Genomic DNA, 12,518 nt, shown 5'->3' with positions numbered 1-12,518 from the left:
CGTCACCGGCGCCGCGGCGCTCGGCCTGCTCGCCGGCACCTGCGCCGGTTACCTGATCGAGGCCGACCGCGAGCCCACGGCCCTGCCCTCGCTGTCCCAGCCGACGCTCCGCCAGGCCACCGGCCCGGCCCCCACGCCACTGCCCGCGGCGCAGGACCGCAAGGTGAAGACGGACGCCGACCTGCGCAAGCTGTTCCCGTACGCCGCCCCCACCTGCCCGGTGCGCGGCGCGGACACCCTGACCGGGGACGACGACTTCCCCCCTGGCCCAGGTGCGGGGCATCGAGCGCATGGTCTACGCGGAGAAAGAGCCCTACGGCCCCGAGCAGGTGCGCCAAGCCGTGCTGTCCGCCGGTGACGTCCTCGCCGTCGTGGTCCGGTCCCGCAAGGGCGGTGCGGCCGCCGTGCCGTTCCAGCAGACGGTCGTGCTGCAGAGCCAGCTGCTGGGCTGATCCACGCGGACCCCGTCAGGAGGTACCTCACAAGGAGGACCGGGTCCCGGCCGCGTAAGCTGGGGCCCGGCCCCGTACCGCCCGCTTGCGCTCACAAGGAGCACCCCGTGGAGATCTTCTTCGAAACCCTGCTGGTCCTGGTCTGCGTCGGTGTCCTCGCCTTCGCCTACCTGACCGTGAAGAAGCTGTACCAGGGCCAGCGCTGACCCACTGAACCAGGAAAGCCGTCGATCATGATCGAGATCCCGTCCGACCTGCACAAGGACCTTGTCCCGCTCGCCTTCCTGCTCGGGAACTGGGCGGGTGCGGGCGTGCACGACTTCCCCGGCTCCGAGAAGTGCAACTTCGGCCAGGAGGTCAGCTTCACCCACGACGGCCGGGACTTCCTTGAGTACCACTCCCGCACCTGGGTCCTGGACAAGGAGGGCAACAAGGTGCGGCCGCTGGAGACCGAGTCCGGTTTCTGGCGGATCGACGCCGAGCGCAAGGTCGAGGTCACGATGACCCGCGACGACGGCGTCATCGAGGTCTGGTACGGCGAGATGGCCGACAAGAAGCCGCAGATCGACCTGGTCACGGACGCCGTGGCCCGCACGGCCGCCTCCCGCCCCTACAGCGGCGGCAAGCGCCTGTACGGCTACGTCAAGAGCGACCTGATGTGGGTCGGCGAGAAGCAGACCCCCGAGGTCGAGCTGCGCCCCTACATGTCGGCCCAGCTGAAGAAGGTCGTCACCCCGGAGGAGGTCGAGCGCTGGGCGAAGGCCCTGCCGGAGGACCTCCCGGACGACGGCATCGCCTTCTTCAAGTAGGCCCGCTCCCGCAAGCAGGCCCGCTCCCGTCTGGTCCGCCGCCGGTGGTCCTAGACTCGTGGGTGTGGTGAGCACCGACTGGAAGACGGACCTGCGGCAGCGCGGCTACCGGCTGACGCCGCAGCGGCAGCTTGTCCTCGAAGCCGTGGACACCCTGGAGCACGCGACCCCCGACGACATCCTCGCGGAAGTGAGGAAGACGGCGTCGGGGGTCAACATTTCCACCGTCTACCGCACGCTGGAGCTGCTGGAGGAGCTGGGCCTGGTCAGCCACGCCCACCTGGGGCACGGGGCGCCCACGTACCACCTGGCCGACCGGCACCACCACATCCACCTGGTCTGCCGGGACTGCACCAACGTCATCGAGGCCGATCTGTCGGTGGCCGCCGAGTTCACCGCCAAGCTGCGCGAACAGTTCGGCTTCGACACCGACATGAAGCACTTCGCGATCTTCGGCCGCTGCAAGGACTGCGCCACCGCCGACCTCAAGGGTTCAAGTACCTAGTCGTAGGCTTGAGGCCATGAAGAGCCCCCTGCTGTCCCTGCCCGGCGCCGTCTCCGCCGAAGGGGTGGACGAAGGCGTCGCCGCCCACTACGGCGACCTGTTCCGCGAGCAGCGTGCCCTCGCCGACGGCACCGGTTTCGTCGACCTCTCCCACCGCGGTGTGATCACCGTCACCGGCGAGGACCGGCTCGGCTGGCTGCACCTGCTGCTCACCCAGCACGTCAGCGAACTGCCCGCGGGCGAGGCCACCGAGGCGCTGATCCTGTCCGCGCACGGCCACATCGAGCACGCCCTGTACCTGGTGGACGACGGCACCACCGTCTGGGCCCACGTCGAGCCCGGCACCCAGGAGGCGCTGATCGCCTACCTGGAGTCGATGAAGTTCTTCTACAAGGTGGAGGTCGCCGACCGGACCGCCGACTTCGCCGTCGTCCACCTGCCCGCCGGCTCCATCGCCGAGGTCCCGGACGGTGTCGTCGTACGGGAGACGGCGTACGGCCGTGATCTGTTCCTGCCCCGCGAGCAGCTGGAGCCGTTCGCCGCGCAGGCCGGGCCGCCCGCCGGGATCCTGGCGTACGAGGCCCTGCGCGTCGAACACCACCGGCCCCGTCTCGGCTTCGAGACCGACCACCGCACGATCCCGCACGAGCTGGGCTGGATCGGCAGCGCCGTGCATCTGCAGAAGGGCTGCTACCGGGGCCAGGAGACCGTCGCCCGGGTGCAGAACCTCGGCAAGCCGCCGCGCCGGCTGGTCTTCCTGCACCTCGACGGCAGCGAGGTGCACCTGCCCGCGCCGGGCACGGAGCTGCGGCTCGCCGCGGACGGCCCCGACGGCCGGAAGATCGGCTTCGTGACGACGTCGGTGCGCCACCACGAGCTGGGCCCGGTCGCGCTCGCCCTGGTCAAGCGGAACGTCCCCGCGGACGCCCCGCTCGTCGCCGGCACGACCGCGGCGGCCCAGGAGGTCGTCGTCGAGCCGTAGACGGTTTCCGGCCAGGCAGCGGGCCTCGGCCGGGCCGAGGCCCGTCGTCCGGATCGTCCCGGCGTCGGGGCCTGGGGGGTGTCTCGCCGCTCCCTGATCCGGCCTGAGCGACGAGACACCCCCTAGACCTCGATGAGCACCGTGAACGGGCCGTCGTTCGTCAGGGACACCCGCATCCGCGCGCCGAAGCGGCCCGTGGCCACCGTCGCGCCGAGCGCGCGCAGCCGGGCGACGACCTCGTCCACCAGCGGCTCGGCGACGTCGCCGGGAGCGGCCGCGTTCCAGGTGGGGCGGCGGCCCTTGCGGGCGTCGCCGTAGAGGGTGAACTGGCTGATGACGAGCAGCGGGGCGTCGATGTCGCTGCACGACTTCTCGTCGTGCAGCATCCGCACCGACCACAGTTTGCGGGCCAGCTGGGCCGCCTTCTCCTTGGTGTCCTCGTGGGTGACGCCGACGAGGACGCACAGCCCCTCGCCCTTGATCTCGCCCACCGTCTCGCCGTCCACGACGACGCTCGCGCCGTCCACCCTCTGCACCACTGCACGCATACGACCATCATGCCGGGCCGCCGGCCGGACTCCGGACGGGGCCCATTTTCGGTCCCAATCCCGCCATCTGGGGCCGTTCGGGGGCACTCGGTCACATAGCGGCCACGCGGGGTGGCACGATGGCGCCACACGCCGGTCGAGGGGACGGTAGAGGCACATGAGCACACCGAGTACCGGGCAGCAGCCCGGGGCTGTCACAGCCGCGCGCGGGACGGAGACCACGTCCGCGTGCGGGGTGGACACGACGGCCCCGCGGCCGCCCGTGCAGCGAACCCACGGTCCGAACGGGCCGAGGCCGCCCGCCGAGCCTTCCCCGGGCTCTGCGGGCAGGGTCTACCCCCAGGGGCAGGAGCTGGCCGAGCTGAGCCTGCCGGAGCTGCGCGTCCTGCGCCGCGACGCCCAGCGCGACGAGGCGGACCTCAGTTACGTACGGCGCCTGCTGCAGGGGCGGATCGACATCCTGCGCGCGGAGCTGACGCGGCGCGCGCCGGCGTCCGTGGTGGCGGTGGGCGAGCCGTCCGTGGTGGAGCGGCTGTCGGAGATCCTCACCGACGCCCCGGCCCGGCAACGCTCCTCCGCCCGCCATGTCACCGTGGGCACCCCGCACAGTGAGGAGTACCGGCTGCTGGCCGCCGAGATGCTCGCCGAGGTCGAGCTGTCGGACCTGACGGCGCGCACCGACAGCGAGCTGAACGAGGCGATGGCCCGCCTGGTGGGCTACGAGCAGCAGGTCTCCCGCCGCCGGCAGCTGCTGCAGCGCACCACGGACGACTGCAGCGCGGAGATCGCCCGGCGGTACCGCGAGGGGGAAGCGCAGGTCGACGACCTCCTGATGTGACGGCCCCGGGTGAGGCGGTGGCCGGGCCCGCGAAATCCGCGCGACACCTCACCGTGTCCGGCCTACCGTGGCCCCATGAGTCACAGCGCCTCCGACATCGACGTCCGGCCCATCACCGAGGGGGAGTTCGCTGACTGGCAGCGGGCGATGAACACCGGCTTCCTGCGGCCGCCGACCCTCTCGCCGGAGATCCTCCGGGCGCGTCGGCGCACCTTCGCGCCGGGGCGGCTGCTGGGGGCCTTCGACTCGGGCCGCTGCGTGGCCACCTTCCGGTCCTTCGCGCAGGAGCTCACGGCCGTCGGCGGAGGAACCGTGCCGGCCGACGCCGTCTCCAACGTCACCGTCAGCGCCACGCACCGCCGCCGCGGACTGCTCACCCGGATGATGGCCAGGGACCTGGCGGCGGCGAAGGAGCGCGGTGACGTCGTGGCCACGCTGATCGCCGCCGAGTACCCGATCTACGGCCGCTACGGCTTCGGCCCGGCGACCACGGCGGCCGAGTGGACGGTCGACGTGCCCCGCACCGGTCTCGACCCGCGCCGGGCCGGACCGGACGACGGCGGCCGGGTCGACCTCGTGGACGGCGAGGACGTCCGCAAGTTCGGGCCCGAACTGCACGAGCGGCTGCGCCGCGCCCAGCCGGGCGCCGTGAGCCGGGACGAGCTGTGGTGGCAGGTGGCCACCGGTGCGGTGCGCTTCAACGAGCCATGGACCGAGCCCTTCCACGCCGTCTACCGCTCGGCCGGCGGTGAGGTCGAGGGGCTGGTGACGTACGAGTGCGACGACACGTGGGGGGACGCCAAGCAGCCGCTGAACACGGCGACCGTGCGCGGGCTGATCGCCACCACCCCGGCCGCCGAGCGCGCCCTGTGGCACTTCCTGTGCTCGATCGACTGGGTCGCGCGGGTCAAGAGCGGCTACCGGGCCCCCGACGACCTGCTTCCGCATCTGCTGCCGGACCCGCGCGCGGCCCGGATCACCTCGCAGGCGGACTGGCTGTGGGTGCGGCTGCTGGACGTCGTACGGGCTCTCGGGGCGCGGGGGTACGAGGGGACCGGGGCCCTGGTGCTCGACGTCGTGGACCCGGCCGGGCTCACCGGCGGGCGGTATCTGCTGGACGCCTCGCCGCAGGGGGCGTCGGTGGAGCCGACGTCGCGGGCCGCCGACCTCACCCTGGAGGTGGGGGAGCTGGCGACGCTGTGGCTGGGGGACGACTCGGCGGTGCGGCTGGCGGCGCTGGGCCGGGTGCGGGAAGAACGAGCGGGCGCCGCCCGTGAGGCCGACGCCCTGCTGCGTACGTCCCGGCGACCGTGGTGCCCGGACATGTTCTGAGACCCTGCTCCCTTCTGCCGGCGACGGGTGTGCGCGCATCCGTAGCGCTGTGCGGTTGTGGTTGTTGTGCGGTGGTGCTGCTCACCGATCGGGCTCCCGGCTCCCCTCCGGAAGGGAGCCCGGCCGGAAGTGTGCTGGCCAACCCTTGAGAAGCTTGACCATGTCCTTCGAGTTGGCGACCAACTTCACTGTACTTATCTCCACTTGGAAGCGGCTCATAACCACCTGTCGCTGAACTGCCGCAAGATGGCGAGAAGTTGTACCGTTCGGCTGTGGACCCGGAACACGCCGCCGCCCCTGGGCGGAACAGGCCCCAGCGGCCACAACCGTCACATCACGAGGTGGCCGACGCGCTGCGCGCCCGGATCAGGTCCGGGCTGCTGCGGCCCGGTCAGCGCATGCCCACCCAGGCCGCCCTCGCCGAGGAGTTCGGCGTCGAGCGCGGCACCGTCCGCCAGGCCCTGCGCGTCCTGCGGGACGAGCACCTGCTGACCGGCGTCTGCCGGGGCAGCCCGGCGACCGTCGCACCCGACGGCGGAGCGCACCCGGGCCCCGCGGCGCCGCCGCAGCCGACCATGGTGGCGCTCGCGCCGCGCATCGCGCAGGCCTTCGCCGCCCCCCACGTGGAGATCGACGCGCTGTGCCTGACCGCGGTCTCCCTCACGCTCGCCCTCGGCGAGCCGCTGCGGCTGATCCACGCGGGGCGTCTGGAACCGGCCAAGATCGACGTACGGATCCTGCTGCCCAGCCGCCATATCGAACTGGCTTTCCCGGCGCCGGTCGACCCGGCGGCCGACGGCCGGCTGCACCGGCGCTGGCTGGCCCAGCGCAACGCCCAGGGCCAGGTGCTCCGGCACAACCTGCTGGCGCTGCGCGCCACGCACGGCATCGACGTGCACGTCACCTTCCGCGCGCTGCCCTTCACCCCGCCGGTCAAGCTGTACCTGCTCAACGGCGCGCAGGCGCTGTTCGCGTACTACACGCCCCTGCGCCGGGAGGCCGAGATCGACCATCAGCGGCTCCAGCTGTACGACGCGGTGGGCACCCGCTCGACGCTGTTCGCCTTCGCGCGGGGGACGGGGCCGCGCGACACGGCGTTCGTGGAGCAGTCGTGCGCCTGGTTCGACGCGCTGTGGGAGACGATCAGTTCCGAGCTGGTGCTCACGAGCTGAGCGCCGGGCTCGCGACCAGCAGGGCGAGCACCACGGCTCCGGCCGAGCTCATGGCCGGCCTGCGGGCCTTGATGCCGACGCTGAGCAGCAGCAGGCCGAGGGCGCCGGCGGTGCCGTAGCGCCACTGGACGGTCTGTTCCACGCCGACGACGAACAGGGTGCACAGGAGAGGGAGAACGGGCACGGTGGTTCCTCCTTCGGGCGGCCGTCGGCGGAGGCAAACCGTCCGCCAACTCGGAGAAGTTGGCAACCAACTCTGTATAAGTTGTCCCCGCTTGGTCATGACCAATAAACAAGTCACAAACAACTCCCTCTAGATGGATTGGAGTTGTAGCGTTTGGTCGTGACCCAGGAGAACGTGGCAGTGAACGGCAGCCGACGGTTCACGCCCCAGCAGATCGCCGACACCCTGCGCGAACGCATCCGCGGCGGCGACCTCAAGGCGGGCGACCGCCTGCCCACCCAGGCCGAGCTGGCGGAGGAGTTCGGCGTGGAGCGCGGCGCCGTGCGCCAGGCCCTGCGCGCCCTCCAGGAGGACGGGCTGCTGACCAACGTCAGCAAGGGCAGCCCGCCACGGATCGCCGAACCACCCGCGGCCCTGGAGGAACCCCAGCCGACGATGGTCGCCCTGGCACCCCGGCTGGTCGAGGCCTTCACCGCACCCCGGGTCCGTATCGACGTGGTCTCCCACACCGCCGAGACCTTCATGCTCGCCCTCGCCGAGCCGCTGCGCCTGATCCACGAGGGCCGCATCCGCCCGCAGTCGGTCGACGTCCGCGTCCTGCTGCCCTCCCGGAACATCAACCTCGCCTTCCCCGTCGCGGTCGAGGGCGACGACGACTCCGTGCACGAGCGCTGGCTGGCGATGCGCAACGCCCAGGGCCAGGTGCTCCAGCACAACCTGTCCGCCCTGCGCGCCACCCACGGCATCGACGTCCGCGTCACCTTCCGCGCGCTGACCTTCACCCCGCCGGTCAAGCTGTACCTGCTCAACGCGCAGGAGGCGCTGATGGGCTACTACGTCCTCACCCGGCGCGAGGAGGAGTACGTGGGCCAGATGCTGGACATGTACGACGCGCTGGGCTCGAAGTCCCTGCTGTTCTCCTTCGAGAGCCGCAGCAGCAGAAGGGACGCGGCGTTCGTGGCCGAATCCCAGAAGTGGTTCGACGCCCTCTGGGAAACCATCACCACGGACCTGACACTCTCCTCGTGACTCCTGATACGACGCGGACGAGAGCGGCGACGGACGAGACACGGTCGCTGCCCGAACTGATCGCCCGGGCACGCGTGGTGCTCTGGGACTTCGACGGACCCATCTGCCGGCTGTTCGCCTCCCACCCCGCGGAGAAGGTCGCGGACGACATGGTGCGGTGGCTGGAGGGCCAGGGCCTGCACGGGCTGCTCACCGACGGCGAGCGCGAGTCGCTCGACCCGCACGCCGTGCTGCGCGCGGTGGACCGCCGCCACCCCCGCAGCGACCTGGTCGCCGAACTGGAGGAACGTCTCACCAAGGAGGAACTGCACGCCGCCTCCTCGGCGATGCCGACCCCCTGGGCCGACCCCCTCGTACGCACCTGGACGGCGGTGGGCGCACGGATGGCCATCACCACCAACAACTCCCCACGCGTCGTCGGCACCTACCTCACCGGCCGCGGTCTGCTGCCCTGCTTCACCCCGCACGTCTACGGCCGCACCCAGGACCTGCACCTGCTCAAACCCCACCCGCACTGCCTCAACCGGGCCCTTATCGCCATGGGCTGCGACCCCGCCGACGCCCTGATGATCGGCGACTCCCCCTCCGACCACCACGCCGCCGCCCAGGCCGGCGTGCCCTTCCTCGGCTACGCCCGCGCCCCCCGCAAGGCCGCCCTGCTCATGTCGGCCGGCGCCACCCACGTCACCCGGTCCCTGGAACCGCTGCTGCGGGCGCTCCAGGGGTGAGCCGGGACCGCGCGGACAGGGACGGTTCGTACAGGTGAGCGCCCGGTCGTCGCCCGGAGGGAGCCTCGTTCGCGGCGGAACGCCGTCCTGCGCCGGACGGGCCCGCCGGCGGAGTACCGTATGGCCACTTCCGCACCCCCGGAAGGCGTTCACGGCGAAAGAAAACGGGTGATGGCCCCGGAAGCTGTTTCCCCCGCGTGGCGGCGCGCGGCCGAGATGAGCGGTGCCGGGGACCTGGTCATGGGGCCGCTCCAGGGACACCACCACGAGACCTACGTCTTCCCGCTGGCCGCCGGTCCCGACCGCGGGCCGACGGTGCGCTGGAAGTGCCGGGAGCCGCGCGCCGGCCTGCTCTGGTTCGACCGGCGGTGCTTCGCCTCCGAGGACCAGCTGGTGACGGCACTGCACGGCCGGATCACGAGCGTCCCGGAGATCATCGAGGTCGACGGCTTCCGCCTGCAGCGCTTCGTGGAGGGCGAGACGCTGGGCGCCCTGCACCCGTCCGGCACGCGGGTCCCGGACCACCTCACCGACCAGATCGTCGACCTCTTCCGCCAGCTGGTCGTGGTGACCCCGGAGACGCTCACGGTCAAGCGCCGCTGCCGGGCCGCCGACCGGCCCGAGAACGGGGACAGCGACGGCTTCCTTGAGCGGCTGGTCCGCTTCGCCGAGGAACGCGTCCACCGGCGCAATCTCGACCGGTTCGGCGCCCTGTTCACCGAACTCGGCCTGGACGAGGAGTCCTTCGAGCGGCTGCGCAAGCACGTCCTCGGGCTCGGGCAGCGCCCGTTCTGCCTGCTGCACGCCGATCTGCACCGCGAGAACTTCGTGGCCGACCGCACCGGCCGCCTGTGGACCATCGACTGGGAACTGGCCCTGGTCGGCGATCCGCTCTACGACCTGGCGACGCACCTGTACCTCATGCGCTACCCGGCACGGCAGGCGAGCCGGCTCGCGGCCGGCTGGGCGGCGGCGGTCGAGCGGGAGCGTCCCGGCAGCTCGCGCGGCTGGCAGCGGGACCTGGGCCCGCTCATCGACTTCAAGAGGGCCCAGTCCGTCTTCACGGACGTCATCCGGGTGGCCCTGACCCTCCCGGGCCCCGGGGAGCCGGCCCACTGGCGCCGGGTCGTGCACGGCGCGCTCCGGCTGCGGGGTGTCCTCGTGGCCGCCGCCGCCCCGCTGGGCCTGGACACGGTCCCGGGAACGGCGCGGATCGCGGCCGCCCTCACCCGCTGGTCCCGGCGGGAGGCGGACACCGCGCCGGGCGCGGCTACCGCCGCGACAGCAGCTCGGCCACGCGGATGAAGCCGTCGCCGCCGTGGCCCAGGCCGATGACGCGCCGGGCCTGGCCCTCGATCGCCCGCATCACGCTCGCGTCGATGCCGTGCTCCTCGGAGGCGTGCACCACGTGCGCCATCGTGGAGGCGGCCGAGGTGATCGGGTTGATCTCGCCCGAGTAGGTGCCGTCGTCCGCGTTCTGGGCGAACTCCTCGAACAGCGGCGGCAGGATCGCCGCGATGCCCTGCGCGAAGGGGGCCAGCTCGCGGCCGGTGATGCCCTCCGCCCGGGCCACGGCGAGGGCGTGCGCGTAGCCCGCCATCGCCGTCCAGAACACGTCCAGCAGCGCGACGTCGAAGGCGGCGGCCCGGCCCGGGTCCTCGCCGAGGTGGGTGTGGGTGCCGCCGAGCGCCGCCAGCACCGGCCGGTGCTCCTCGTAGACCGCCGACGGCCCGCTGTGCAGGAACACCGCGTCCGGGGTGCCGATGCTCGGCGCCGGCGTCATGATCGCCCCGTCCAGGTAGCGGATGCCGTGCCGCTCGGCCCAGTCGGCGGTGTCCCGGGCCCGCGCCGGGGTGTCGGCGGAGAGGTTCACCACGGTGCGGCCCTTGAGGGCGGCGGTGACCTCCTCGTCGCGCAGGAGCGCGTCGGAGGCGTCGTAGTTCACCACGCAGACGACGGTCAGCGCGCTCGCCGCCACCGCCTCGCGTGCGCTCGCGGCGCTGTGCGCCCCGCGGGCGAGCAGGTCGGCGTCGCGGCCGGGGGTGCGGTTGAAGACGGTGGTGGTGAGGCCCGCGTCCAGGAAGGCGCCGGCGAGCGCCCGGCCCATCGGCCCGAGTCCGAGGACGGTGACGGAAGCCGGCGGGTGGTTGCGGTGGTTGTGGGTGGGGGTGGACATGGCTCAACTCCCTGATGAGCGATGGCGTTTCATGACAAAGGTGGATGAATGACCAGCAAGCGGACCGCGCCGGACCGGGAGACCTGCGGAGTGAACGCCGCGCTCGCCGTGATCGACGGCAAGTGGAAGTCGTCGCTGCTGTGGCTGCTGGAGTCCGGCCCGCACCGCCCCGGAGAGCTGCGGCGCCGGCTGCCGGGCCTGACCGAGAAGGTGCTGACCCAGGCGCTGCGCGAGATGGAGGAGGACGGCCTCGTCCACCGCGAGGTCTACGACGTCCTGCCGCCGAAGACCGAGTACTCCCTGACCGCCTCCGGCCGCGACCTGGCCGAGGCGCTGACCCCCCTCTCGAACTGGGGCCACCGCCGTCTGGACCGGCTAGCGGAGGCCCGCTGATCACGTGTCCAAGCCTCGGGGGAGCGGGCGGCGCTGCCAAGTACCCACAAAAAAGTGGGTATGTGCGCACGGCGAAGGCGGTTCCGACACGCTGCTGCACTCCTGCAAGCAGGATGCTTGCAATAGTTAGCGCGGTCCGGCATGGTGGAGGCATGGCATCGCTCAACGTCGGCAATCTCGGTGACTACCTGCGCGAGCAGCGGCGCAACGCCCAGCTGTCGCTCAGGCAGCTCGCGGAGGCCGCCGGGGTGTCCAATCCGTACCTGAGCCAGATCGAGCGCGGGCTGCGCAAGCCCAGCGCGGAGGTGCTCCAGCAGGTCGCAAAGGCCCTGCGGATCTCCGCCGAGACGCTGTACGTGCGCGCCGGCATCCTCGACGCGGAACGGGACCGGGACGAGGTGGAGACGCGCGCCGTCATCCTCGCCGACCCGTCGCTCAACGAGAAGCAGAAGCAGGTGCTGCTGCAGATCTACGAGTCGTTCCGCAAGGAGAACGGCTTCGGGAACGGCACCGGGAACACGGACGGCACCGAGCAGGCCGGCACAGGCGACGCCCCCGTACACGACCCCCGCACGGTCGGCGGAAGCGACGCGGGACCGCAGCAGACGGCCGGTTGACCGGACCAGGGAACACCCGGCCGCCGGCTGCGGACCACACAGACCCTCATCCGAACGAAATCCGGGAGGACCCTCACCATGGCCATCACCGACGACCTGCGCAAGACCCTCAGCGACCCGACTCCGCTCTACTTCGCCGCCGGCACCGCCGACCTGGCGTTCCAGCAGGCCAAGAAGGTGCCGGCCCTGGTCGAGCAGCTGCGCACGGAGGCGCCGGCCCGCTTCGAGGCCGTCCGCAACACCGACCCCAAGGCCGTGCAGGAGCGGGCCGCCGCACGCGTCAAGGAGACGCAGGAGACCCTCCAGACCAAGGTCACCGAGCTCATCGGCGCCCTCGACGGGGACCTGAAGAAGCTCGGCGAGTCCGCCCAGGACCTCGCGCTGCGCGGCGTCGGCGTGGCCGCCGAGTACGCCGTGAAGGCCCGGGAGGCCTACGAGAAGGTCGCCGAGCACGGCGAGCAGGCCGTGAAGACCTGGCGCGGCCAGGCCGCCGAGGAGATCGAGGACCTCGCGGTGGCCGTCGAGCCGGGCTCCGAGACCAAGCCGGCGCCGGGCGAGGCCGCGCCGGCCGAGGAGCCGGCCGAGAAGAAGGCGCCGGCGGCCCGCAAGGCCCCGGCGAAGAAGACCACCGCCGCGAAGAAGACGGCCCCGGCCGCGGAGTAAGCGGAACCGGGGACCGCACGGGCGGTACTTCGGCGGGCCGGGCACCCTTGGGGTGTCCGGCCCGTTCTACGGGTACGGTGACCGCGTATC

The 12,518-nt window shown here is 72.1% G+C and carries 16 protein-coding genes; 13 read left to right on the top strand and 3 right to left on the bottom strand.

Going from position 1 to position 12,518, the window contains the following annotated elements; all coding sequences use genetic code 11:
• Positions 1 to 272: 272 nt before the first annotated feature.
• The 4 genes from C3489_RS38705 to C3489_RS17295 all read left to right on the top strand — a co-directional run bounded on the left by C3489_RS38705 (position 273) and on the right by C3489_RS17295 (position 2,748).
• On the top strand, positions 273 to 452 hold the full coding sequence (locus C3489_RS38705) for a hypothetical protein (RefSeq protein ID WP_181139720.1): 180 nt from the start codon (positions 273 to 275) through the stop codon (positions 450 to 452).
• A 233-nt stretch (positions 453 to 685) separates the two neighbouring features.
• On the top strand, positions 686 to 1,261 hold the full coding sequence (locus C3489_RS17305) for an FABP family protein (protein ID WP_103782736.1): 576 nt from the start codon (positions 686 to 688) through the stop codon (positions 1,259 to 1,261).
• 64 nt (positions 1,262 to 1,325) lie between these two features.
• Entirely contained in the window at positions 1,326 to 1,766 is a 441-nt protein-coding gene (locus tag C3489_RS17300; protein WP_103782785.1) for a Fur family transcriptional regulator, read from the top strand.
• A 16-nt stretch (positions 1,767 to 1,782) separates the two neighbouring features.
• Entirely contained in the window at positions 1,783 to 2,748 is a 966-nt protein-coding gene (locus C3489_RS17295; protein ID WP_103782735.1) for a folate-binding protein YgfZ, read from the top strand.
• Between the two features lie 122 nt (positions 2,749 to 2,870).
• On the opposite strand, the gene dtd is transcribed toward C3489_RS17295, so the two are convergent.
• A complete protein-coding gene (gene dtd, locus C3489_RS17290; RefSeq protein WP_103782734.1) occupies positions 2,871 to 3,296 on the bottom strand; it encodes a D-aminoacyl-tRNA deacylase in 426 nt (141 codons plus the stop codon).
• 157 nt (positions 3,297 to 3,453) lie between these two features.
• On the opposite strand from dtd, the gene C3489_RS17285 reads away from it, so the two are divergent.
• From C3489_RS17285 to C3489_RS17275, 3 genes are all read left to right on the top strand, one after another.
• Positions 3,454 to 4,134, top strand: coding sequence for an aerial mycelium formation protein (locus C3489_RS17285; RefSeq protein ID WP_181139712.1), 681 nt, complete (start codon positions 3,454 to 3,456; stop codon positions 4,132 to 4,134).
• A gap of 75 nt (positions 4,135 to 4,209) precedes the next feature.
• Entirely contained in the window at positions 4,210 to 5,466 is a 1,257-nt protein-coding gene (locus tag C3489_RS17280; RefSeq protein WP_103782732.1) for a GNAT family N-acetyltransferase, read from the top strand.
• Between the two features lie 257 nt (positions 5,467 to 5,723).
• The gene (locus C3489_RS17275) at positions 5,724 to 6,638 is read left to right on the top strand and encodes a winged helix-turn-helix domain-containing protein (protein WP_103782731.1); all 915 of its coding nucleotides are present in this window, start codon (positions 5,724 to 5,726) and stop codon (positions 6,636 to 6,638) included.
• On the opposite strand, the gene C3489_RS17270 is transcribed toward C3489_RS17275, so the two are convergent.
• Positions 6,628 to 6,822, bottom strand: a complete 195-nt coding sequence (locus C3489_RS17270) for a hypothetical protein (protein ID WP_103782730.1) — start codon at positions 6,820 to 6,822, stop codon at positions 6,628 to 6,630. The genes C3489_RS17275 and C3489_RS17270 overlap by 11 nt on opposite strands.
• A gap of 153 nt (positions 6,823 to 6,975) precedes the next feature.
• On the opposite strand from C3489_RS17270, the gene C3489_RS17265 reads away from it, so the two are divergent.
• From C3489_RS17265 to C3489_RS17255, 3 genes are all read left to right on the top strand, one after another.
• Complete coding sequence (locus tag C3489_RS17265; RefSeq protein ID WP_103782729.1) at positions 6,976 to 7,851, top strand: GntR family transcriptional regulator; 876 nt, start codon at positions 6,976 to 6,978, stop codon at positions 7,849 to 7,851.
• Positions 7,848 to 8,579 (top strand): HAD family hydrolase, encoded by a 732-nt coding sequence (locus tag C3489_RS17260; RefSeq protein ID WP_258054744.1) that lies wholly within the window; start codon positions 7,848 to 7,850, stop codon positions 8,577 to 8,579. Before C3489_RS17265 ends, C3489_RS17260 begins: the two co-directional genes overlap by 4 nt.
• Positions 8,580 to 8,750: 171 nt before the next feature.
• Positions 8,751 to 9,884: an aminoglycoside phosphotransferase family protein gene (locus C3489_RS17255; protein WP_103782727.1), complete on the top strand. Its 1,134-nt coding sequence runs from the start codon at positions 8,751 to 8,753 to the stop codon at positions 9,882 to 9,884.
• On the opposite strand, the gene C3489_RS17250 is transcribed toward C3489_RS17255, so the two are convergent.
• The gene (locus C3489_RS17250; protein WP_103782726.1) at positions 9,850 to 10,755 is read right to left on the bottom strand and encodes an NAD(P)-dependent oxidoreductase; all 906 of its coding nucleotides are present in this window, start codon (positions 10,753 to 10,755) and stop codon (positions 9,850 to 9,852) included. The two genes, C3489_RS17255 and C3489_RS17250, sit on opposite strands and share 35 nt — an antisense overlap.
• 48 nt (positions 10,756 to 10,803) lie before the next feature.
• Between C3489_RS17250 and C3489_RS17245 the strand changes: the two genes are divergently transcribed.
• The 3 genes from C3489_RS17245 (at position 10,804) to C3489_RS17235 (ending at position 12,428) form a co-directional block, all read left to right on the top strand.
• Entirely contained in the window at positions 10,804 to 11,148 is a 345-nt protein-coding gene (locus C3489_RS17245) for a helix-turn-helix domain-containing protein (protein ID WP_103782725.1), read from the top strand.
• Positions 11,149 to 11,300: 152 nt separating this feature from the next.
• The gene (locus tag C3489_RS17240) at positions 11,301 to 11,765 is read left to right on the top strand and encodes a helix-turn-helix domain-containing protein (protein WP_103782724.1); all 465 of its coding nucleotides are present in this window, start codon (positions 11,301 to 11,303) and stop codon (positions 11,763 to 11,765) included.
• A 78-nt stretch (positions 11,766 to 11,843) separates the two neighbouring features.
• Complete coding sequence (locus C3489_RS17235; RefSeq protein WP_103782723.1) at positions 11,844 to 12,428, top strand: hypothetical protein; 585 nt, start codon at positions 11,844 to 11,846, stop codon at positions 12,426 to 12,428.
• Positions 12,429 to 12,518 lie beyond the last annotated feature (90 nt).

This window comes from Streptomyces sp. Ru71, from assembly GCF_002920535.1.
Lineage (GTDB): Bacteria > Actinomycetota > Actinomycetes > Streptomycetales > Streptomycetaceae > Streptomyces.
Note: the sequence above shows the minus strand (reverse complement) of the source record. Positions and strands in the feature narration are given on the sequence as shown.